Below are 22553 nucleotides of genomic sequence, written 5' to 3'. Positions count from 1 at the left end.
GCCGAGCGGGGGGATTCGTGCCGGTATCGACGCCCGCCCCCGGGCTCCGGACCCCGGTGTGGGGGCCCGCCGCCTGGGGCGCCGATGGTGACTCTGTGTATGTCACGGCACGGCGCGGCCCGGGACGGATCGCCGTCCCGGGCCGGATGTGGTGATGGGGTGGAGCCGCCTGCGATCAGGCCGCGCCGCCGGCCACGCCGGCGTCCGGGAGGTTCCCCGCGTCCTTGGCCGTGATCTCTCGGAGCATGCAGGTCAGCCGCGCCGAGCAGACTCGCTTGCCCTGCTCGTCGGTGATCACGATGTCGTACGTCGCCGTGGAGCGTCCACGGTGGACGGGCGTCGCGACGCCCGTCACCAGGCCGCTGCGGGCCCCGCGGTGGTGGGTGCAGTTCAGGTCCACGCCGACCGCGATCTTGGAGACTCCGCCGTGCAGCATCGAGCCGATCGAGCCGAGGGTCTCGGCGAGGACCGCGGAGGCGCCGCCGTGCAGCAGACCGTACGGCTGGGTGTTGCCCTCCACCGGCATCGTGCCGACGACCTTCTCCGCCGAGGCCTCGACGATCTGCACGCCCATGCGGTTGCCGAGATGCCCGGCCGAGAAGAGGGCGGGAAGATCGACACCGAGCGAGGCGTACTCGTCGATGACCTCCTGCGGGAACTTCACGTGCTGCTGCTCGCCCATCGGCCCGGCTCCGTTCGTCTTCGTACGGCTGCTGATCCAGTGATTCGGTGATCCACTGTGCTCTGATCCGCCTGAGCAAACGCTTAGGCGGACTGCGATTGTTCCAGACGCACGATGACGGACTTGCTGGCGGGGGTGTTGCTGACGTCCGCCGTGGACTCCAGGGGCACCAGGACGTTCGTCTCCGGGTAGTACGCCGCCGCGCAGCCCCGGGCCGTCGGATAGTGCACCACCCGGAAGCCGGGCGCCCGCCGCTCGCTGCCGTCCTTCCACTCGCTGACCAGATCCGTGTACGACCCGTCGGCGAGCCCGAGGGCCGCCGCGTCCTCCGGATTGACCAGGACGACCCGGCGGCCTCCCTTGATGCCGCGGTAGCGGTCGTCGAGGCCGTAGATCGTGGTGTTGTACTGGTCGTGCGAGCGCAGGGTCTGCAGCAGCAGCCGGCCCTCCGGCACCGTCGGGTACTCGACGGGCGCGGCGGTGAAGTTGGCCTTGCCCGTCGCGGTGGGGAAGCGGCGCTCGTCGCGCGGGGCGTGCGGGAGCGCGAAGCCGCCCGGGTCCGCGGCGAGACGGGCGTTGAAGTTCTCGAAGCCGGGCACCACGCGCGCGATGCGGTCACGGATCGTGGCGTAGTCCTTCTCGAACTCCTCCCACGGGGTGGCGGAGGCGGCACCGAGCACGGCCCGCGCCATCCGGGCCACGATCGCCGGCTCGGAGAGCAGATGCGGGCTCGCGGGCGGCAGATTGCCGCGCGAGGCGTGCACGAGGCTCATGGAGTCCTCGACCGTCACGAACTGCTTGCCGCTCGCCTGCACGTCCTTGTCGGTGCGGCCGAGCGTCGGGAGGATCAGCGCACGCGTGCCGGTGACCGCGTGCGAGCGGTTCAGCTTCGTCGACACGTGGACCGTCAGCCGGGCCCGGCGCATCGCGGCCTCGGTGACCTCCGTGTCCGGGGTGGCCCCGACGAAGTTGCCGCCCATGGCGAAGAAGACCTTCGCCTCTCCGTCGCGCAGCGCCTGGATCGACCGCACCACGTCGAAGCCGTGGTGGCGCGGCGAGACGATCCCGAACTCCTTGTCCAGGGCGTCCAGGAAGGCGGGCGCGGGCCGCTCGAAGATGCCCATGGTGCGGTCGCCCTGCACGTTCGAGTGGCCGCGGACCGGGCAGACACCCGCGCCCGGCCGGCCGATGTTGCCGCGCAGGAGAAGGAAGTTGACCACTTCGCGGATGGTCGGCACGGAGTGCTTGTGCTGGGTGAGGCCCATCGCCCAGCAGACGATGGTCCGCTCGGAGGCGAGGACCATCTCCAGGGCGCGCTCGATCTCGGCGCGGGTCAGCCCGGTCGCCGCGAGGGTCTCGTCCCAGTCCGCCGCGCGGGCGGCCGCGGCGAACTCCTCGTACCCGTGCGTGTGCTCCCGTACGAACTCCTCGTCGACCGCTCCGTCCGTCTCGAGGACCAGCTTGTTGAGGAGGCGGAAGAGCGCCTGGTCGCCGCCGATGCGGATCTGGAGGAAGAGGTCGTTGAGCGCGGCGCCCCTGAGCATGCCCTGCGGGGTCTGCGGGTTCTTGAACCGCTCCAGGCCGGCCTCCGGCAGTGGGTTCACCGAGATGATCTTCGCGCCCGCGGTCTTGGCCTTCTCCAGGGCGGAGAGCATCCGGGGGTGGTTCGTCCCCGGGTTCTGGCCCGCGACGACGATCAGGTCCGCCTGGTGAAGATCGTCCAGGGAGACGCTGCCCTTGCCGATCCCGATGGTCTCGTTGAGCGCCGAACCGGACGACTCGTGGCACATGTTGGAGCAGTCCGGCAGGTTGTTCGTGCCGAACTCGCGGGCGAAGAGCTGGAGCAGGAACGCGGCCTCGTTGCTCGTCCGCCCCGAGGTGTAGAAGAGCGCCTCGTCGGGGGAGGAGAGGGCGGTCAGCTCCTCGGCGATGATCGAGAACGCCCGCTCCCAGGTCACCGCCTCGTACCGCTCCGCGCCTTCGGGCAGATACATCGGCTGCGTGATGCGGCCCTGCTGTCCCAGCCAGTACCCGCTGCGGGTCGCCAGGTCCGCCACCGGGTGGGCGGCGAAGAAGTCGGGCGTCACCCGGCGCAGCGTCGCCTCCTCGGCGACCGCCTTCGCCCCGTTCTCGCAGAACTCCGCCACATGCCGCTTGTCGGCCTCCGGCCAGGCACAGCCCGGGCAGTCGAAGCCGTCTTTCTGATTGACCTTGAGCAGGGTCTGCGCGGTGCGCCGCACGCCCATCTGCGCCTGGGCGATCTTGAGGGTGTGCGCGACGGCGGGGAGCCCGGCGGCGGCGTGCTGGGGCGGCGCGACCTGCGGTGCGTCCTGGACCGGGTCGCCTGCGGGGGGCTTGCTGACCATCGCGCTCTCCCTTGAGCGGTCATCGTGTGTCGTACACCTCCGATCCTGTCACGCGTCACGGACAGTCCGTCCCGTCGGTCTCCGTGGGAGGGAATGTCAGTGGTCCGTGGCAGGATCGTCCCCGTGGCTGAGACAGCATCGAAGAAGACCCAAGACAACCGTCCGCGCCTGCTCCTCATGGACGGGCACTCACTGGCGTACCGGGCGTTCTTCGCGCTGCCCGCGGAGAACTTCACGACCGCGACCGGTCAGCCGACCAACGCCATCTACGGCTTCGCGTCGATGCTGGCGAACACGCTCCGCGACGAGGCGCCCACGCACTTCGCCGTCGCGTTCGACGTGTCCCGCAAGACCTGGCGCTCCGAGGAGTTCCCCGAGTACAAGGCGAACCGCTCCAAGACCCCGGACGAGTTCAAGGGGCAGGTGGAGCTGATCGGCGAGCTGCTGGACGCGATGCACGCGCAGCGGTTCGCGATCGACGGCTTCGAGGCCGACGACGTCATCGCCACGCTCGCCACCCAGGCCGAGGCCGAGGGCTTCGAGGTCCTGATCGTCACCGGCGACCGCGACTCCTTCCAGCTGATCACCGACCACGTGACCGTGCTGTACCCGACCAAGGGTGTCTCCGAGCTGACCCGCTTCACGCCGGAGAAGGTCGAGGAGAAGTACGGCCTCACCCCGCAGCAGTACCCGGACTTCGCCGCGCTGCGCGGCGACCCGTCGGACAACCTGCCCGGCATCCCCGGCGTCGGCGAGAAGACCGCGGCGAAGTGGATCAACCAGTTCGGCTCGTTCGCCGAGCTGGTGGAGCGCGTCGACGAGGTCAAGGGCAAGGCCGGCCAGAACCTCCGCGACCACCTGGAGTCGGTCAAGCTCAACCGCGTCCTCACCGAGATGGTGCGGGACGTCGAGCTGCCGAGGACCGTCCAGGACCTGGAGCGCGCGCCGTACGACCGCACGGCCGTCGCGCTGGTCCTCGACACCCTGGAGATCCGCAACCCCTCGCTGCGCGAGCGGCTCCTCGCCGTCGACCCGGGCGCCGGAGAGGAGCAGGCCCCCGCCCCCGCCGCCGGCGTGGAGCTGGACGGCACCGTCCTCGGCGCCGGCGAGCTCGCGCCCTGGCTCGCCGAGCACGGCACCCAGCCGCTGGGCGTGGCCACGGTCGACAGCTGGGCCCTGGGCACCGGCAGCGTCAGTGAGGTCGCGCTGGCCGCCGCCGGAGGCGCCGCGGCCTGGTTCGACACCACCCAGCTCGACGAGGCCGACGAGCAGGCCTTCGCCGCCTGGATCGCGGACCCGGACCGGCCCAAGGTCCTGCACAACGCCAAGGGCGCGATGCGGGTCTTCCCCGAGCACGGCTGGAGCGTCGCCGGCGTCACCATGGACACCGCGCTCGCCGCCTATCTGGTCAAGCCGGGCCGCCGCTCCTTCGCGCTCGACGCGCTCTCCGTCGAGTACCTCCACCGTGAGCTCGCCCCGGCGGCCGCCGCCGACGGGCAGCTCGCCTTCGGTGCCGACGACACCGCCGAGGCCGAGGCCCTGATGACCCAGGCCCGGGCGGTGCTCGACCTCGGCGCCGCCTTCGAGGAGAAGCTCGGCGAGGTCGGCGCCCGCGACCTCCTGCACCAGGTGGAGCTGCCGACGTCCGTGCTCCTCGCCCGCCTCGAGCGGCACGGCATCGCTGCCGACCGGGCCCATCTGGAGGCCATGGAGCAGCAGTTCGCCGGAGCCGTGCAGCAGGCGGTGAAGGAGGCGCACGCCTCGGTGGGCCACGAGTTCAACCTCGGCTCGCCCAAGCAGCTCCAGGAGGTGTTCTTCGGTGAGCTGAACCTGCCGAAGACGAAGAAGACCAAGACCGGGTACACGACGGACGCGGACGCGCTGGCCTGGCTGGCCGCCCAGACCGAGCACGAGCTGCCGGTGATCATGCTCCGCCACCGCGAGCAGGCCCGGCTGCGCTCCACGGTCGAGGGTCTGATCAAGACGATCGCCGCGGACGGCCGCATCCACACCACCTTCAGCCAGACGGTGGCCGCGACGGGACGGCTCTCGTCCACCGACCCGAACCTGCAGAACGTGCCGGTGCGCACCGACGAGGGACGGGCGATCCGGCACGGCTTCGTCGTCGGCGAGGGCTTCGAGGCCCTGATGACGGCGGACTACAGCCAGATCGAGCTGCGGGTCATGGCCCACCTGTCCGAGGACGAGGGCCTCATCGAGGCGTTCACCTCCGGAGAGGACCTGCACACCACGGTCGCCTCGCAGGTCTTCGGCGTCGAGCGGTCCGCCGTCGACGCCGAGATGCGGCGCAAGATCAAGGCCATGTCGTACGGCCTGGCGTACGGGCTCTCGGCCTTCGGCCTCTCCCAGCAGCTGAACATCGAGGCGGGTGAGGCGCGTGCCCTGATGGACACGTACTTCGAGCGCTTCGGCGGGGTGCGCGACTATCTCCGCCGGGTCGTCGACGAGGCGCGCGCCACGGGGTACACGGAGACGATGCTGGGCCGCCGCCGCTACCTCCCGGACCTGAACAGCGACAACCGCCAGCGCCGTGAGGCCGCCGAGCGGATGGCGCTCAACGCCCCGATCCAGGGCACCGCGGCGGACATCGTGAAGGTCGCGATGCTCAACGTCGACCGGGCGCTGACGGAGGCGGGTCTCGCCTCCCGGATGCTCCTGCAGGTCCACGACGAAATCGTCCTGGAGCTGGCCCCCGGCGAGCGTGAGCAGGTCGAGTCCCTGGTCCGCCGCGAGATGTCCACGGCGGTCACCCTCCGCGCCCCGCTCGACGTCTCGGTCGGCGTGGGCCCGGACTGGGAGTCCGCGGCGCACTGACATCCCCACGCCCCCACGGTCACGACCGTGGGGGCCGACCGCGGGTCGGCGGCCGGACTACCGGCTCGCGCCGGCCCGCGTCGATGTCTCCGCCGTCGCCAGGGGCGGCGGAGGCGTCCTGCGCAGCCGCATCCCCGCCCCGTACAGCACCAGGCCGACGGCGAGGCCCGCGCCGCCCCCGAAGCAGGCCGTCGGAATGATGTCCAGGGGCGTCTCGATCCGGCCCCAGTACGCGTACCAGCGCACGCAGCGGTGCACCACTCCGGCCAGGACGCACACGCCGAGTAGCCCGCCCGCGAGCAGGCGCCCGCGCCGGCCGAGGACGGGTACGGCCGGGGGCGGCGCCGTGTCCCCGGAGGTCGCGCGCAGCGCCCGTACCGTGAACCACACCAGCAGGACGAGCGCGAGGGCCGAACCCCCGTACTGGAGATAGAGATAGACCGGGAAGCCGGCCACGATCTCGGCGAGGAACGGAATCGCCCGCGTCCCCCACCGGTCGAGATGGGTGAAGGCGTCCCACACCACATGGGTCGTGGCGCCGAGCGCCGCCGACAGCAGGAACCACGCGGCCAGCGGCACCATCGGCCGTCCCCGCCAGGAGCGGCCGCGGACGAACCCGTACACCCGCCCCCGCCATCGCTCCGGCAGCAGCGCCACCAGCGGCTCACGCACCATCAGCCACACCGCCACCAGCGCGGCGGTGATCAGCACATCGACCGTCACGATGCCCGGTGCGGAGTGCGTGACGTCGCCGAAGACCATCGCGTCGGGGATCGCGGTTGCCGCGAAGTAGGTCATGTCGGGCGAGAACGAGCCCGCCACCAGTGCGGACGCGACCAGCGGTCCGCGTGCGGTGCCGTCGCGGCGGATGCCCGGCAGCACCGCGGCGGCATGACTCAGCGTGAACGGCATCGGAACATCCCCCTCAGGATCCGTGCCGGCCACCGGGCGTCCCCTCGGCCGGCGGTCGGCGATCACGCCCAGTATGCGGGAGCGATCGTGAAGAGATGATGGACGGCCAAGAGGTGACGAAAGCGTGAAACACGGTCAGGGCTCGGTGTGCCGGGGCCCGTAGGTGTCATAGGGTCTCCTGAGTCCACGCGCGGGGAGCGCGGTGCAGTCGAGGGGGAGGGACCAGAACGTATGGCAGCGCAATTCGGCCGCCGGCTGCGCAGGGGAGCCACCAGTGGTGCCGTCGTGGCCGCGGCGGTGGCGGCGCTGGCCGCCTCGCAGGCGCCCGGCGTGACCCCACCGCCCTCGGACAACGCGAGCGGCGACCGGCCCGTCGGCACCGGTGAGACACCGGCGTCGCCCGACGGCACGGCGACCGGCGATTCCCCGTACTACACCGACCTGCCGCCGCTGAACACGCCCAACAAGCCCGGCACCTCCATAGACCTGCCCGTCATCACCGGTCCCGCCGAGGCGGGCATCCCCGCCTCCGTGCTCGCCGCCTACAAGCGGGCGGAGGAGTCGATACGGTCCAGCGACCCCGCCTGCAACCTTCCGTGGCAACTGCTCGCAGGCATCGGCAAGGTCGAGTCGGGACAGGCGCGCGGCGGCCGTGTCGACGCCAACGGCACCACGAACTCGCCGATTCTCGGCCCGGTCCTCAACGGTGTCGGCTTCGCCAACATCTCGGACACCGACAACGGTGCCTTCGACGGCGACTCGACGCACGACCGCGCGGTCGGCCCGATGCAGTTCATCCCCTCCACCTGGGCGACCTGGGGTCAGGACGCCAACGGCGACGGCCGCAAGGACCCCAACAACATCTACGACGCCGCCCAGGCCGCCGGTCTCTACCTCTGCGCCAACAACCGCGACCTCGCGGTCAAGGCCGACCTGGACCGGGCGATCCTCAGCTACAACCGCTCGACCGAGTACCTGCACACGGTGCTCTCCTGGTTCGAGTACTACAAGCGCGGGACCCACCAGGTGCCGGACGGCACCGGGCAGTTGCCGACGGACCGCAGCGACACCCCCCGCACCACCACGCCCCGGCCGACGCAGACGCCGAACGCGCCGGTCACCCCCTCGCCGTCCCCTTCGACGGGCACGCCCCGGCCGACCCCGTCCAAGCCCGGCACCACGACGCCGGCCAAGCCGCCCGTCGACCCCCCGGCGAGCGCGAAGGTGACGCGGATCAAGGACGCCGGCACGGGCGCCCTGACGGCCACCGCCGGCGGCGTCTTCGCCGTCCGACCGGGCGTCCTCGCGCTCGACTCGGCCGGCAAGCCGGTCGCGGGGCTCGGCGTGCGGTTCGAGATCGTCGGCTCCACGGACGCCAACCTCGGCGGAGTGGCCAAGAGCGTGACCGTGACCACCGACGCGTCGGGCAAGGCCGTCGCGCCGCCCGTCCGGGCCGGCGAGCAGCCGGGCACGTTCACGGTCCGGGCCACAGTCGTGGGCCGCACCCTGGCACCCGTCGAGTTCTCCGCGACCGTCACCGAGCGGAAGGCCGACACCCTGGTCCGCGGCGACGCCGAGGAGTTGACCACCACCGCCGGTGAGCAGTTCGCCGACCGCGTCCTGGTGAAGGCCACCCTCGACGGCGCCGCCGCCTCCTCCGTCGCACTCACCGCCACCATGATCACCTCGGCGGACGACCCGCAGACGAACACGAAGGGCCCGTACTTCAAGGACGCCGACGGCAACCCGCTGCGCACGCTCACGGGCCTGAAGACGGACGCGAACGGTCTGCTCACGCTCCCCGACATCTACGCGGACGGCGAGGCCGGCACCTTCCTGCTGCGCCTGACCGCGCCCGGAGGCGGCACCGTGACCATCGAACTCAAGGTCACCGCCCCGGCCCCCGAGCCGACCCCGACGCCGTCGCCGAGCGGCTCGACCGAGGCCACGCCGACGCCCTGACCCGGCATCGGCCGCCGATCCCGCACGACCCCGCCGCCCCACCGTCCGCCCGGACGGTGGGGCGGCGCTCTGTGTTCTGAGTGCAACGTGTTCTCATCTCGCGGTCGCGTTGCTACGGTGCCCCAGCCCTGACGCCGCATCAGATCGAGCACCGGGAGGCCGACCATGCGCGCCCTCGTAGCCGCCGCCATAGGGCTGGTCCCAGTCCTCCTCGTCATCCTCCTCGTCTCGGTGCTCGACCTGCCGCCCGACGGACCCACCTCGCCCAAGCCCCTCCTCACCGCCGACCCCGGCCCCAAGAAGTAGGAGGAGCCAGTCCATGCGCCGCCGAGCCAGCCTCGTCCTGCTCTCCTTCGCCGTCTTCCTCGCCGCGATGGCGCCCACCCTGCGGTGGTACGTCTTCCCCCGCGTGGTGAAGATCCCGCCGAACCAGTACCAGGAGGTGGTGCTGGAGGCGAAGCCCGCCACCCTCGTCGACTACTCCACCCTCACGGCCAAGGAGGTCGAGAAACTCACGATCATCCAGACCCTCAAGGGCAACGTGGAGGAGTCGAAGCGGATCGAGCGCGACGCCGGCCGGGACGTCGTCGTGTGGGACGCGCTCAGCTACATCACCGGCCCCGACGGCAAGATGGTCTCCCAGATCCCCGAGCGCTACATCTTCGACGCCCACACCCAGGACCCGGTCAACGCCACCGGCTCGATGGTCGACGGCGACGCCGTCCGGCGCGAGGGCATCGAGTTCAAGTGGCCCTTCCTCACCGAGAAGCGGGACTACCAGTACTACGACGCCCGGTCCCGCACCTCGGCACCCATCCACTACAAGGGCACCCGTACCTTCCGCGGGATGGAGGTCTACTACTTCGAGCAGACCATCCCCTGGACCAAGGTCCCCATGCCCAAGACGATGCCCGTCAAGGGCATCACCCCCGAGATGATCGCCCAGTCGGGCATGTCCATCTGGTACACCACCAAGCGGATGTTCTGGGTCGAACCCGTCACCGGCGCTCCCATCAATGGCGAGGAGATCCACAAGGAGGAGCTCCGCAACGACAAGACCGCATGGAAGGTCACCGCCTTCGCCGGTCATGTGAAGATGCGCGAGGACTACATCCGGTCCACCGTCGAACTCGTCAAGACCAACCGGACGATGGTCCTGCTCGTCACCTCCTATCTGCCGTGGACCTTCGTCACCCTGGCCCTCGCCCTGCTCGCCCTCGCCCTCTGGCTGGAGGCCCGCGGCCGGCGCCCGGCCCCCGCTGCCGCTACCCCTCCCTCCTGAGCCGCGCGCTGGTGTGCCGGGTCGGCTCCGCCGTGGCGGGGTCCTCCGGCCACGGGTGCTTGGGATAGCGCCCGCGCAGCTCCGCCCGCACCGAGCGGTAGCCGTCCCGCCAGAACGAGGCCAGATCGGCGGTGACGGCCGCCGGGCGACCGGCGGGGGAGAGAAGATGGACCACGACCGGGGTGCCCGCCACCTCCGGCGTCTCGGCCAGACCGAACATCTCCTGCAACTTCACCGCGAGGACCGGCTGTTCGCCGCCGTAGTCGACCCGTATCCGGGAGCCGCTCGGGACCTCGATCCGCTCGGGCGCCAGCTCGCCGAGCCGGCCCGCCTCGCCCGTCGCCCAGGGCAGCAGCCGCTGCAGCGCCTGGCCCGCGTCGATCCTGCCCAGATCGGCCCGTCGCCGCGCCCGGGACAACTCCGGCTCCAGCCACTCCTCGGCCCGGTCGAGCAGGGACTCCTCCGTCACCTGCGGCCACGGGTCGCCCAGAACCCGGTGCAGAAAGCCGAGACGCTGCCTCAGCTCCTCCGACTCCCGGCTCCACCGCAGCAGCCCGAGCCCCTCGCGCCGCAGCCCGTCGAGCAGCGCCTCCCGTACGAGCGCGGGGTCGGCGCCGTCCCTGAGGGGTCGCGCGGTGAGCTCGACGGCGCCGAGTCGGGACACGGACCGGGCGACCACGTCCCCGTCCTCCCAGTGGACCTCCTCGCCCGCCTCCAGCAGATGCCCGGCGGCGGCCCGCGCCACGCCCTCGTCCACGACGGCCGCCAGCCGCACCCGGGCCGTGGCGCTCCGCACCGGCCGGTCCGCCACGGCCACGGCCACCCACGGAGCGCTGCGCAGCCCCGACCCCTCGGCGAACTCGGCGCCCGTCCCCGACACCATCAGGAACCCACCGCCCTCCCGGGCCCTGGCCACCCGCTCGGGGAACGCGAGCGCCGTCACCAGACCGGCCACCGCGTCGTCCCCGCCGCCCGTCAGGGCCCCGCCGACGCCGGGGCCCGGCCCACCCGGTGCTTCCTCGGCGGCCGACCGCTCCAGCCGCCGGGCCTCCGCCTTCCACCGCGCCCCGTACGCGTCACCGCCCCGCCGCGCCGCACGCCAGGCCGCCGCCAGATCGTCGCCGTACTCCCGGGGCGGCTCCTCGCTCAGCAGCGCCACCACCTCGGCCGCCCGCCGGACGCCCACCTCGGGCGCACCGTCAAGGAGCGCCCGGGCCAGTCGCGGATGGACCCCGAGCCGTGACATCCGTATGCCCCGCTCCGTGGCCCGGCCCTCGTCGTCCACCGCTCCGGCCGCCGTCAGCGCGGCGCGGGCCGCCGCCATCGCCCCGGCCGGCGGGGCGTCCAGGAGGGCGAGCCCCTGCGCCGTCGGATCGCCCCAGCACGCCGTCCGCAGGGCGAACGAGGCCAGATCCGCGATCTCGATCTCGGGGGAGGGAAAGCGCGAGCGGCGCCCGTCGTCCGCCTCCGCCCAACAGCGGTACACGATGCCGAACGCCTCCCGGCCGGACCGCCCGGAGCGCTGCGTGGCACCCGCGATCGACACCGGCACCGTGGCGAGAGACCCGAGCCCCCGGGCGTGGTCCATCCGCGGCTCCCGGGCCAGGCCCGAGTCCACGACGACGCGTACCCCCGGCACGGTGAGGCTCGACTCCGCCACCGAGGTCGCGAGAATCACCCTCCGTCGCCCGCCTGGCTCCGCCCCACGCAGCACCGCGTCCTGCACCGCCGCCGGGGCCCGCCCGTGCAGCTGGAGCACCTCGGCGTCGAGGTCCGCCAGCATCCCCGCCGTCCGGGCGATCTCTCCCGTGCCGGGCAGGAAGCAGAGGACATCGCCCTCGTGGCGCTCACAGGCCAGCCGGGCCGTCGCCGCCACATGACGCAGCAGGGACGGGTCCACCCAGGTGCCGTGCGCCGGACGGATCCCGGCCGGCGGTGCGGCGAAATGGACGCGGTACCCGTGTCCCTCTCCCTTTCCCCGGACGATCGGCGCCGGACCACCGCCGTCCAGGACCGTGAGGAGCTGCGCCCATGCCTCGGCGTCACTGGTGGCGGAGGCGGCGATCACCTTCAGCTCCGGCCGCAGCGTCGCCCGGACGTCCACCAGGAACGCCATCGCCGTGTCCGCGTCCAGATGGCGCTCGTGGCACTCGTCGAGCAGCACCACGTCCACGCCCGCCAGCTCCGGATCACGCTGGAGCCGCTGGAGCAGCACGCCCGTGGTCACCACCTCGACGCGGGTCGCGGGGCCGGCCCTGCGCTCGCCGCGGACCGAGAAGCCGACGGCCTCGCCGACCTCCTGGCCCAGCAGCCACGCCATCCGCCGCGCCGCCGCCCGGACCGCCATACGGCGCGGCTCGGCCACCAGCACCCGCCGCCGCGGGCCGTCCCCTATGAGCCCCGCGAGCGTGAGGGGCACCAGCGTCGTCTTGCCGGTGCCGGGAGGCGCGTACAGCACCGCCGTGCCGCGCTCCTCGAGCGCGGTCAGCAGCTCGGGGACAGCATGGCGGACGGGGAGACGGTCGAGTGCGTCGTGTCGGATCACGCACTCAGTTTCGTACGTCGTCCCCGGTGGCGTGCCCGGCCGTCCACAGCCCCCGTCCTTTCATATGACTAACGGGCCGCTCGGGCGAGGGGTTGCTCGACCGATGGGCCGCTCGACCGACGGGCTGCTCGACCGGCGGGCCGCTCGCGCCGTCAGTCCCTCTCGCACACGAAGATCGCCGTGCCCGGGATCAGATTCCCCCGCAGCGGAGACCAGCCGCCCCACTCCTGGCTGTTCCAGGCCGGCCACTCCGGCTCCACCAGATCCACCAGCCGGAAGCCGCCGGCCACCACGTCCCTCACCCGGTCGCCGATCGTCCGGTGGTGCTCCACGTAGACGGCCCGCCCCTGCTCGTCCTGCTCCACATAAGGAGTGCGGTCGAAATAGGAGGACGCGACCGACAGTCCCTCCGGGCCGGGCTCGTCCGGGAACGCCCAGCGGATCGGATGCGAGACCGAGAAGACCCACCGGCCACCGGGCCGCAGCACCCGGCGCACCTCCCGGAACACCCTCACCGGGTCCGCCACGAACGGCACCGCCCCGTACGCCGAGCACGCCAGGTCGAAGGAGCCGTCCAGGAACGGCAGCGCTCCCGCGTCCGCCTCGACCAGGGGCACGCCCTCGCCGATCCGCAGCGCGTGCTGGAGCTGCCGGTGCGAGAGGTCGAGCGCCACCGGGCGCGCCCCCTGCGCGGCCAGCCAGCGCGAGCACTGCGCGGCCCCCGCGCCGATCTCCAGGACGTCCAGTCCCTTCAGCGATCCCGCCGGTCCGAGCAGACCGGCCTCGGCCTCGTCGAGGCCCTCCGGACCCCATACGAACCGGTCGTCCCCGAGGAAGGCGCCGTGCTCGTTCTGGTACTCGTCCGCGTTCCGGTCCCACCATCCGCGGCTCGCCCGGCTGCTCTCCGCGTCGTCGGCGTCACGCCGGGTCGCCTCCGGCTCTTCGTCGAGTCCGTCTTCCTGTTCGTACTCTTGGTTCATCTCGCCCGTCGATGTAGTTTGCGCTCAGCGCGACTGCGCTGCCCCCGCGCCGGATGGCCTGGGGGGACGTGAGTTGTGCCGGTTATGCGGTGATCCGCCCCGGGTGCGCGCTTCGCGCATTGACCCTGTCCGGCTGCCCCCGTATGCTAAAGGTTGCGCTGCGGGCCTGCGCGCCTCAGACGGAGCAGGCCGCGCTCGCACGGTTGTATGTCCCCTCGGTTCTCGAGGCGCCCCACCGTTCAGTCGGGAAAGGCGCTTCATTGGCTGTCCGGCTTCTTCGGTGCGATACGGGCTCTCGGCGTAGCAGTACCTACGACTTTCTGTCCGTAACCGGAGCCCTTTCCCACATGACGAGCAGCACCGAGACCACCGCCACCACCCCGCAGGTTGCGGTCAACGACATCGGTAACGAGGAAGCCTTCCTCGCCGCGATCGACGAGACGATCAAGTACTTCAACGACGGCGACATCGTCGACGGCGTCATCGTGAAGGTCGACCGGGACGAGGTCCTGCTCGACATCGGTTACAAGACCGAAGGTGTCATCCCGAGCCGCGAGCTCTCGATCAAGCACGACGTCGACCCGAACGAGGTCGTCAAGGTCGGCGACGAGATCGAGGCCCTGGTTCTCCAGAAGGAGGACAAGGAAGGCCGCCTGATCCTCTCGAAGAAGCGTGCCCAGTACGAGCGCGCCTGGGGCACCATCGAGAAGATCAAGGAAGAGGACGGCATCGTCACCGGTACCGTCATCGAGGTCGTCAAGGGTGGTCTCATCCTCGACATCGGCCTCCGTGGCTTCCTCCCGGCCTCCCTGGTCGAGATGCGCCGCGTCCGCGACCTCCAGCCCTACGTGGGCAAGGAGCTCGAGGCGAAGATCATCGAGCTGGACAAGAACCGCAACAACGTGGTCCTGTCCCGCCGTGCCTGGCTGGAGCAGACCCAGTCCGAGGTTCGCCAGACCTTCCTCACGACCCTCCAGAAGGGTCAGGTCCGCTCCGGCGTCGTGTCCTCGATCGTCAACTTCGGTGCCTTCGTGGACCTGGGTGGCGTCGACGGTCTCGTGCACGTCTCCGAGCTGTCCTGGAAGCACATCGACCACCCGTCCGAGGTTGTCGAGGTCGGCCAGGAGGTCACCGTCGAGGTTCTCGACGTGGACATGGACCGCGAGCGTGTCTCCCTGTCGCTGAAGGCGACGCAGGAGGACCCGTGGCAGCAGTTCGCCCGTACGCACCAGATCGGTCAGGTCGTCCCGGGCAAGGTCACCAAGCTGGTTCCGTTCGGTGCGTTCGTCCGCGTGGACGAGGGCATCGAGGGTCTGGTCCACATCTCCGAGCTGGCCGAGCGCCACGTGGAGATCCCGGAGCAGGTCGTCCAGGTCAACGACGAGATCTTCGTCAAGGTCATCGACATCGACCTCGAGCGTCGCCGGATCTCGCTGTCCCTGAAGCAGGCCAACGAGTCCTTCGGTGCCGACCCGGCGTCGGTCGAGTTCGACCCGACCCTGTACGGCATGGCCGCGTCCTACGACGACCAGGGCAACTACATCTACCCCGAGGGCTTCGACCCCGAGACCAACGACTGGCTCGAGGGCTACGAGACCCAGCGCGAGGCCTGGGAGACCCAGTACGCCGAGGCGCAGCAGCGCTTCGAGCAGCACCAGGCTCAGGTCATCAAGTCCCGCGAGGCCGACGAGGCCGCCGCTGCCGAGGGTGGCGCCGCCGCTCCGGCCGGTGCCCCGGCGGGCGTCTCGGGTGGCTCCTACTCCTCGGAGTCGGACGACAACTCCGGCGCCCTGGCGTCGGACGAGGCCCTGGCTGCCCTGCGCGAGAAGCTGGCCGGCGGCCAGAGCTGAATCGGCTCTGCTGCTAGGCACTAGCTAGCCAACGATCGAGGCCCGCTCCCCTTCGGGGGAGCGGGCCTCAGTCGTTCCCTGGAGCCGTAGCACCCGCCACGCGCGCGTGCCCACCCGCTGACACTCCGTTCACGAAAACCGATGCCGGGGGAATGACCGTGCCCCGGAGGGCGTTCCTTTCTACGAACGCGAGGAGGAGCGGTAATCGTGCTTGATCCCCAGGATTTGTACGAATGGGACCAGAAGGGCCTGGCCGTGGTGGACGTGGCCCTGGCGCAGGAGTCGGCCGGGCTGGTCATGCTCTACCACTTCGACGGCTACATCGACGCGGGCGAGACCGGTGAGCAGATCGTCGACCGCCTGCTCGACACGCTGCCGCACCAGGTGGTGGCCCGCTTCGACCACGACCGGCTCGTCGACTACCGGGCCCGCCGGCCGCTGCTCACCTTCCGGCGCGACCGCTGGACGGCGTACGAGACGCCCGCCATCGAGGTCCGGCTCGTCCAGGACGCCACCGGCGCGCCCTTCCTGCTGCTCTCCGGCCCCGAGCCGGACGTCGAGTGGGAGCGCTTCTCCGCCGCCGTGCGCCAGATCGTCGAGCGCCTCGGCGTGCGTCTGTCCGTGAACTTCCACGGCATCCCCATGGGTGTCCCGCACACCCGCCCCGTCGGCCTCACCCCGCACGGCAACCGTACGGACCTCATGCCCGGCCACCGCAGCCCCTTCGACGAGGCCCAGGTGCCCGGCAGCGCCGAGTCGCTCGTCGAGTTCCGGCTCATGGAGTCCGGGCACGACACGCTCGGCGTCGCGGCCCATGTTCCGCACTACGTGGCCCGCTCCTCCTACCCCGACGCCGCACTGACCGCTCTGGAGGCCATCACGGCCGCCACCGGGCTCGTCCTGCCCGGCGTCGCGCACGCACTCCGTACGGAGGCCCGTCGCACCCAGACCGAGATCGAGCGCCAAATCGGCGAGGGCGACGACGAGCTGACGGCCCTCGTGCAGGGCCTTGAGCACCAGTACGACGCGGTGGCCGGGGCCGAGACCCGGGGCAGCCTGGTCGCGGAGCCCGTGGACCTGCCGTCCGCGGACGAGCTGGGCCGCGAGTTCGAGCGCTTCCTCGCCGAGCGGGAGGGCGACGCGTAGCGCCGCGACCGGTAGCGCCGAGACAAGCAGGCCGCGGCCCGTAGCGCCGAGACAAGTAGCGCCCGCCTCGCAACCGCACGGCGCGTGATGCCGCGACGCCCGGCCCCAGCGGGGCGCGGGAAGCGCGAGGGTCCTAAGCTGCCGCTCATGCTGAAGGTGGGCCTGACCGGCGGTATCGGCGCCGGCAAGAGTGAAGTGTCGCGGCTCCTCGTCTCGTACGGGGCCGTGCTGATCGACGCCGACAAGATCGCACGCGAGGTCGTCGAGCCCGGGACGCCCGGGCTCGCGGCCGTCGTGGCGGCGTTCGGGGCGGAGGTCCTGACCGACGAGGGAGCTCTGGACCGGCCGAAGCTCGGTTCGATCGTGTTCGCCGACGCCGACCGTCTCGCCACCCTGAACGCCATCGTCCATCCCCTCGTCGGAGCCCGCTCCGCCGAGCTGGAGAGCGCGGCGGGGCCGGACGATGTCGTCGTCCACGACGTGCCCCTCCTCACCGAGAACGCCCTGGCTCCGCTCTACGACCTGGTCGTCGTCGTGGACGCGTCCCCCGAGACCCAGCTCGACCGGCTCGTACGGCTGCGCGGCATGGCCGAGTCCGAGGCGCGGGCCCGCATGGCGGCCCAGGCCACGCGCGACGCGCGGCGGGCGGTCGCGGACCTCGTCATCGACAACGACGGGCCGCTGGAGGCACTGGAACCGCAGGTCCGGAAGGTCTGGGCGGAGCTGACGCAGCGGGCGGCCGCCAAGGGACGGTAGGAGGCGGCCGGGCCCGGGCCGATCGGTCGTGCCTCCGGCTGGGTAGGGATGTCGGGGTGCGGCGGTTGTCGGATCGTATTCCGGTACGGAATACCGCTGCCGTTCCCGATGTTGAACCGCCGGAGCAAGGGGAAGGACGCAACCGTGGCCGAGACAAGCCCGGAGACCCACGTCATCGACTTCCGTGCGGCCGAGCAACTGCTCGAGGCCCGGGACCCACGGGGTGCGATCAAGCTGCTCGACTCGGTCATCGCCGCCCACCCGGAGAGCAGAGCGGCCCGCCTGCTGCGGGCCCGCGCCTACTTCGCCGCTGCCCAACTGCGGGCGGCGGAGCGCGAGTTCCAGCACATCGTGGACCACGAGCCGGACAACGCATTCGCGCACTTCGCCTTGGCCCGCACCTTCCAGCGCTCCGGCCGCCCCGACCAGGCGACCAGGCACTTCCGCCTCGCCGCCGCACTGGACCCGAAGCCGGAGTACCTCCAGGCGGCCCGCTTCGACGTCGAGGAGTGACCGGGTCGCGGCGGGCGCCCCTGGGCGTCAGCGGCGGCCCGTGCCGCCGTGGTCGGGCTCGTAGGGCGGGATGTCCCGCCCCGGCTGCCAGTGCGCCCCCTGGCGGATGTGGTGCAGCACCATCGACATGTCGACCGCGGCCACCAGGAACAGCACCCCACACGCCGCCGCCCAGCCCGGCCTGCCGATCAGGGCGAACACCGTCGTACCGAAGACGGCCCAGGCCAGCCCCCACAGGCTCAGCCAGAACCGCATCCGCAGGGCACTGCGTGCGGTCGCGGGCTCACTCCCAGTACGCATGACGGTCGCATCTCCTACCGAGAACCCCTGACGGTCCTACTGAAGGTCTACCCCGGAGGGGGCGGGGTGAACGGGCCCGCCGCGGGAACGGCCGGGCGGCGCCCCTCGTTCTCCGGGGCATGAGCGGACTGATGCGTGAGGGACACCAAGGAACGGGGCCCGGAGCCATCACCCCGGACGGATGCGCGGTCGACGTCTACCGTCGCCTCGGGGTCGGGAACGAGCCCGATGTGATCGAGGCCGCCGTGCCGGCCGGTGCCTCGCTGCTCGAACTGGGCTGCGGGGCAGGGCGGGTGACGGGGCCTCTGATCGAGCGGGGCTTCGCCGTGACGGCGGTGGACGAGTCCGCCGAGATGCTCGACGCGGTCCGGGAACGCGTGCCCGGTGCGGAGACGGTACGGAGCCCGATCGAATTGCTGGAGCTGGACCGGCGGTTCGACGTGGTGATGCTCGCCTCGTACCTGGTGCACACGGCTGAACACCGCACCAGGCAGGCGTTTCTGGAGACCTGCAGACGCCATGTGCGGGACGACGGCTGCGTCCTGATCCAGCGCGAGGGCGAACGATGGCATCTGGAGGTGCCGCGTGAGCGCGAGGACCCGGGCGGCTGCACGGTACGGATCGTGTCGGCGGACCCGGTCGGGGACGGAGTCAACTCGGTCCTCGCCGAGTATGTGTTCCCGGATCTGCGCTGGACCCAGACCTTCCGTGCGCGGCCCCTGAGCAAGGAGGACTTCGAACGGTATCTGGGCGAGGCGGGGCTCACGGTGGACGCCTATCTGACGGACGACGGCACGTGGGTCAGGGCCCGCCCCAAGTCCCGCTGAAAAGGATCGAGTCGGGCGCCGCAGCGGCGATGAGTTTCCGGCGCCCGGCCCGTCTATCCCTGTGAAAAGCGCACGCGACGCCGACACCAGGGAGACCACCATGACCACCGACATCACCGCCACGACCGCAGCCTCCGCGACCGCAGCCTCCGCGACCGCAGCCTCCGCGACCACGGCGCGCACCGGCCGGCTGAGCCGCCGCGCCGACATCACCGTGCGCGTGTTCCAGATCCTGCTCGCGCTCGCCTTCGCGATCCCGAGCGCCGCACCGAAGCTCGTCGGCCACTGGTCGGCCGCCGAGTCCTTCGACAGGATCGGCTGGGGCGACTGGCTGATGTACACCGTCGGCGCCCTGGAGCTGGCAGGAGCGGTCGCGCTGGTGATCCCGGTCCTGTCCAGCGCCGCGGCCACGGCGCTCACCGGCCTGATGGTCGGGGCCTTCGTCACCCAGCTGACCGTCTTCGACGGCCAGTACGCCCTGACGCCGGTCCTCTTCGCCGTGCCCCTGGTCGTGATCGCCTGGACGCGTCGTCACCACAACAAGGAGCTCCTCGCGCTGGTCCTGCGGCGCCGGGTGTGAGGCGGCGCGCGACGGGGGATCCGACCTCCGACGGGGGAGGCGGGGATGGACCGGAAAGTCCGCGGCATCGACGAGTTGCTCCGCAGTGAGGCCGTACGCGAACGGCGCGGAGCGCTCTGCCGGCGGATCGAGACCGCCGGGATCATCGTCCAGGACATCCTCTGCTGCGAGGACCGGACCGCGTTCGTCGGGCCCGGGTACGCGGACGGGCACACCGTCGTCCTCGCCCGCTCCGGCGGATATCTGCGGCGGATCGCGGGCGAGGAGTTCTTCGTCGACCCGACCGGCGGCTATCTCACCCGCCCCGGCGACGAACACCGGGTGGCCCATCCCGTCGGTCCGGGGGACCGGTCCACGGAGATCCGTATCGGCGAGCAGCTCTTCGCGGACCGCTTCGACGGCCGGCCCGGCATCCGCAGGTTCACCGTCACCGGCGCCACCGACCTGCATCACCGCGCGCTCCTGGCCGCAGCCCGGCGCGGCGCCGAACCCTTCGAACTGGCCGAGCGGCTCCACCGGTTACTGGACCGGATCGCCGTCTCCGCCGGCCACTGGCGCTCCGACACCACCGCCCGCCCCTCCACCGCGCGCGTGCACGGTGATCTGGTCCGCGACACCTGCGCCGCCCTGGCCGCCGGCCCCGCCGCGCTCCGCCTCTCCCTGGAGGAACTGGCCCGCGTCGTCGGGGTCTCCCCGCACCACCTGAGCCGGGTCTTCCACGCGGTCACCGGGACGACCCTCACGCGCTACCGCAACGAACTGCGTGTCCGTGGCGTCCTGCACGCCCTGGAAGAGGGCGAGGACACCCTGAGGACCCTTGCGTACGCCTACGGATTCGCCGACCAGGCCCATCTGACCCGGATGTGCCGTAGCCACACGGGCCAGGTTCCCAGCGCCGTACGGAGTCTTCTCGCGGATCGCGCATGAATCTTCAACGCCCGCATGGCGCGCCGCACGCAGGATGGCGGCGGCCGGAATCCCGGCCGGTGCCGTGACAGACGGCATCACGTCTTCCGAGCGGGGGAACGACGATGACCTTACTGGCCAGAGCCGGCATGACCATGGCGGCCGTCCTGACGGCCGCCGCGTGCCTCGGCTCAGCCCCGGGCAGCGCCGTCGGCGCCTCACCCACGGCGGCACCGGCCGCGGACGTACCCGGGCTCACCGGCCACCGGCCCTGCCCCGGACAGCCCGACGTGACCTGCGCCGATCTCACCGTGCCCCTGGACCGCCGCGGAGCCGTTCCCGGCACCCTGAAGCTCCAGACCGCCGTCCTGGGCAAGGCCGACGCACCGCGCGGGACGCTCCTCTTCCTCACCGGAGGCCCCGGCCAACCGGGCGTCCCCTTCGTCGCGAGGATCCGAGCCCGCCTCCCCGAGGCGCTCGCCGAGTACCGGCTGGTCATGATCGACCAGCGGGGGACCGGCGGCGGGGCCGTCGACTGCCCGGCGCTCCAGAAGGAGGTCGGCAGCAGCGACACCGTCGCTCCCACGCCCGGCGCCGTCGCCGCATGCGCCGAAAGCCTCGGCCGGAACCGGAACTTCTACACCACGGCGGACACCGTGGCCGACCTGGAGGACCTGCGACGCGCGCTGCGCGTGCCGTCCTGGACGGTCGACGGGGTGTCGTACGGCACGTTCACCGGCGCCCAGTACGCGCTCACCCACCCGAAGCGGGTGCGCCGGCTCGTCCTGGACTCCGTGGTTCCGCCCGACGGCGCCGGAGTGCTGTACGAGGACGCGCTCGGCCACTCCGGGCAGGTGCTCCGTACGGCCTGCCGGGAGCAGCGCTGCGGTTTCGACCCGGCGCGTGACCTCGCGAAGGTGGTGCGCCGCGACGGCAACGGGGTCGGCGTCTTCAACCTGCTGGTGATCGCCAGCATCATCGACCCGAAGCTCGACGACCCGCGCTTCGGCATCCTGAACGCCCTCCACGCCTCCGCGGGCGGCGACCGCACGCGGCTCGACGCGCTCGTCGCCGGCTTCTCCGGACCGTCCGACGAGACCCCGGCCGACTTCAGCTCCGGCCTGCACGCCGCCACGCTCTGCGCGGACTCGCGCTGGCCCTGGGGCGACGCTGCCGCACCCGTCGAAGGACGGGAGCGCGCCCTGGAGCGGGCCGTGCACCGGATCAGGCCGGCGGACGTCTGGCCCTTCGAGCGGGAGACGGCGGGCGGCCAGGGCATCCCGCAGACCTGCCTGCCCTGGCCGGCCTCCCGCCCCAACCCGGCGGCGCCGGGACGGACGCTGACCATGCCGGTCCTGCTCCTGGCAGGAGACCGGGACCTGTCCACGCCGGTGCGGTGGGCCCGCGACGTCGCCGCGGCCAATCCCCGGGCCGAACTGGTCGTCCTCGAGGGCGTCGGTCACTCCACCCAGAGCCGCAGCGACGCGGGCGCGCGGGCCGCCACGGAGTTCCTGCTTCGGTAGACCCGTCGGCACCCGCGCACGACGGCGCGCCACGCCCGGGACGGGGGTCCGGGCGTGGCGCGCCGTGCGCCGGTCGTCTAGTGGACGACGCTGTAGCTGCGCCAGGGGGGCGTCGCGGGCGCGATCGTGTCGCTGGTGTTGGTGGGGACGTAGATGGGTTCCGTGCCCCGGCAGTCCCGGGTCGGATACATGATGATGTCGTTCAGCGTGCGGTTCTCGACCCTGGTCACGCCGGAGGGCGCGAGCCGGTGACAGCCGGTGACGGACGGGCTGGTCACGGTGATCACGAGCTCGCGCTCGGTCTCGTAGCTGAGGGTGCCGACAGCGGTGCGGCCGAGGCCGGAACAGCCCGCGACGGTGAGAGTCAGGAGCGCGGCCCCGGCGGCGGTGCCGAGACGCCGGTGAACGGACATGGCGGGTCCTCGTCTGTCGGGCGGAGGCGGCAGAAGGCCTGTTTCCCGTCACCCTGCCGCCTGCCGGGCGGGCTGTCACCCGCTACTGGGCCGCCCGGGCGAAGCGGCACGAGGCCCCGTTGTCAGACCCCACCCGTAAGGTCGGAGATCCAGTCGGATTCCGTCGCGGACGGGG

Annotated in this window: 19 protein-coding genes; 12 read left to right on the top strand and 7 right to left on the bottom strand. The window is 71.9% G+C overall.

Annotated features, from left to right (window positions below; translation table 11 throughout):
- Window positions 1–175 precede the first annotated feature (175 nt).
- Both ABZ939_RS21300 and ABZ939_RS21295 read right to left on the bottom strand, forming a co-directional pair.
- On the bottom strand, window positions 176–682 hold the full coding sequence (locus ABZ939_RS21300; RefSeq protein WP_361857254.1) for a hotdog fold thioesterase: 507 nt from the start codon (window positions 680–682) through the stop codon (window positions 176–178).
- An 83-nt stretch (window positions 683–765) separates the two neighbouring features.
- Window positions 766–3048: an FdhF/YdeP family oxidoreductase gene (locus ABZ939_RS21295; protein ID WP_361857251.1), complete on the bottom strand. Its 2283-nt coding sequence runs from the start codon at window positions 3046–3048 to the stop codon at window positions 766–768.
- Between the two features lie 123 nt (window positions 3049–3171).
- On the opposite strand from ABZ939_RS21295, the gene polA reads away from it, so the two are divergent.
- Window positions 3172–5883 (top strand): DNA polymerase I, encoded by a 2712-nt coding sequence (gene polA, locus ABZ939_RS21290; RefSeq protein ID WP_361857248.1) that lies wholly within the window; start codon window positions 3172–3174, stop codon window positions 5881–5883.
- 57 nt (window positions 5884–5940) lie between these two features.
- On the opposite strand, the gene ABZ939_RS21285 is transcribed toward polA, so the two are convergent.
- Entirely contained in the window at window positions 5941–6795 is an 855-nt protein-coding gene (locus ABZ939_RS21285; RefSeq protein ID WP_361857245.1) for a DUF4184 family protein, read from the bottom strand.
- A gap of 231 nt (window positions 6796–7026) precedes the next feature.
- Here ABZ939_RS21285 and ABZ939_RS21280 point away from each other — a divergent pair, with 231 nt between their 5' ends.
- The 3 genes from ABZ939_RS21280 (at window position 7027) to ABZ939_RS21270 (ending at window position 10039) form a co-directional block, all read left to right on the top strand.
- Window positions 7027–8757, top strand: a complete 1731-nt coding sequence (locus tag ABZ939_RS21280) for a lytic murein transglycosylase (RefSeq protein WP_361857242.1) — start codon at window positions 7027–7029, stop codon at window positions 8755–8757.
- Window positions 8758–8922: 165 nt separating this feature from the next.
- Window positions 8923–9063, top strand: coding sequence for an SPW_0924 family protein (locus ABZ939_RS21275; RefSeq protein ID WP_361857240.1), 141 nt, complete (start codon window positions 8923–8925; stop codon window positions 9061–9063).
- Between the two features lie 13 nt (window positions 9064–9076).
- The gene (locus ABZ939_RS21270) at window positions 9077–10039 is read left to right on the top strand and encodes a DUF3068 domain-containing protein (protein WP_361857238.1); all 963 of its coding nucleotides are present in this window, start codon (window positions 9077–9079) and stop codon (window positions 10037–10039) included.
- Here the strand turns inward: ABZ939_RS21270 and hrpB are convergent.
- Together hrpB and ABZ939_RS21260 are read right to left on the bottom strand one after the other, a co-directional pair.
- Complete coding sequence (gene hrpB, locus ABZ939_RS21265; RefSeq protein WP_361857235.1) at window positions 10023–12584, bottom strand: ATP-dependent helicase HrpB; 2562 nt, start codon at window positions 12582–12584, stop codon at window positions 10023–10025. The genes ABZ939_RS21270 and hrpB overlap by 17 nt on opposite strands.
- Window positions 12585–12736: 152 nt before the next feature.
- Entirely contained in the window at window positions 12737–13564 is an 828-nt protein-coding gene (locus ABZ939_RS21260; RefSeq protein WP_361857232.1) for a methyltransferase domain-containing protein, read from the bottom strand.
- Between the two features lie 347 nt (window positions 13565–13911).
- On the opposite strand from ABZ939_RS21260, the gene rpsA reads away from it, so the two are divergent.
- From rpsA to ABZ939_RS21240, 4 genes are all read left to right on the top strand, one after another.
- Window positions 13912–15414, top strand: coding sequence for a 30S ribosomal protein S1 (rpsA, locus tag ABZ939_RS21255; RefSeq protein ID WP_019885395.1), 1503 nt, complete (start codon window positions 13912–13914; stop codon window positions 15412–15414).
- Window positions 15415–15621: 207 nt separating this feature from the next.
- Entirely contained in the window at window positions 15622–16560 is a 939-nt protein-coding gene (locus ABZ939_RS21250) for a PAC2 family protein (protein ID WP_361857229.1), read from the top strand.
- A 147-nt stretch (window positions 16561–16707) separates the two neighbouring features.
- Complete coding sequence (gene coaE, locus ABZ939_RS21245) at window positions 16708–17316, top strand: dephospho-CoA kinase (protein ID WP_361857226.1); 609 nt, start codon at window positions 16708–16710, stop codon at window positions 17314–17316.
- A 144-nt stretch (window positions 17317–17460) separates the two neighbouring features.
- Window positions 17461–17829 carry a tetratricopeptide repeat protein gene (locus ABZ939_RS21240; RefSeq protein ID WP_361857224.1) on the top strand — a complete coding sequence of 123 codons (369 nt, stop codon included), beginning with the start codon at window positions 17461–17463 and terminating at the stop codon, window positions 17827–17829.
- 27 nt (window positions 17830–17856) lie between these two features.
- Here ABZ939_RS21240 and ABZ939_RS21235 read toward each other — a convergent pair whose 3' ends face one another.
- Entirely contained in the window at window positions 17857–18129 is a 273-nt protein-coding gene (locus ABZ939_RS21235) for a DUF6343 family protein (protein WP_361857221.1), read from the bottom strand.
- 119 nt (window positions 18130–18248) lie between these two features.
- Between ABZ939_RS21235 and ABZ939_RS21230 the strand changes: the two genes are divergently transcribed.
- From ABZ939_RS21230 to ABZ939_RS21215, 4 genes are all read left to right on the top strand, one after another.
- Window positions 18249–18956: a class I SAM-dependent methyltransferase gene (locus tag ABZ939_RS21230; RefSeq protein WP_361857219.1), complete on the top strand. Its 708-nt coding sequence runs from the start codon at window positions 18249–18251 to the stop codon at window positions 18954–18956.
- A 100-nt stretch (window positions 18957–19056) separates the two neighbouring features.
- Complete coding sequence (locus tag ABZ939_RS21225) at window positions 19057–19536, top strand: DoxX family protein (protein ID WP_361857216.1); 480 nt, start codon at window positions 19057–19059, stop codon at window positions 19534–19536.
- 45 nt (window positions 19537–19581) lie between these two features.
- A complete protein-coding gene (locus ABZ939_RS21220; protein WP_361857213.1) occupies window positions 19582–20463 on the top strand; it encodes an AraC family transcriptional regulator in 882 nt (293 codons plus the stop codon).
- 104 nt (window positions 20464–20567) lie between these two features.
- Window positions 20568–21965 carry an alpha/beta hydrolase gene (locus ABZ939_RS21215; protein WP_361857210.1) on the top strand — a complete coding sequence of 466 codons (1398 nt, stop codon included), beginning with the start codon at window positions 20568–20570 and terminating at the stop codon, window positions 21963–21965.
- Window positions 21966–22042: 77 nt separating this feature from the next.
- Here ABZ939_RS21215 and ABZ939_RS21210 read toward each other — a convergent pair whose 3' ends face one another.
- Complete coding sequence (locus ABZ939_RS21210; protein WP_361857207.1) at window positions 22043–22378, bottom strand: hypothetical protein; 336 nt, start codon at window positions 22376–22378, stop codon at window positions 22043–22045.
- Between the last annotated feature and the right edge of the window lie 175 nt (window positions 22379–22553).

It is taken from the genome of Streptomyces sp. NPDC046712, assembly GCF_040645695.1.
GTDB lineage: Bacteria > Actinomycetota > Actinomycetes > Streptomycetales > Streptomycetaceae > Streptomyces.
This window is presented reverse-complemented; position numbering and strand designations above follow the sequence as displayed.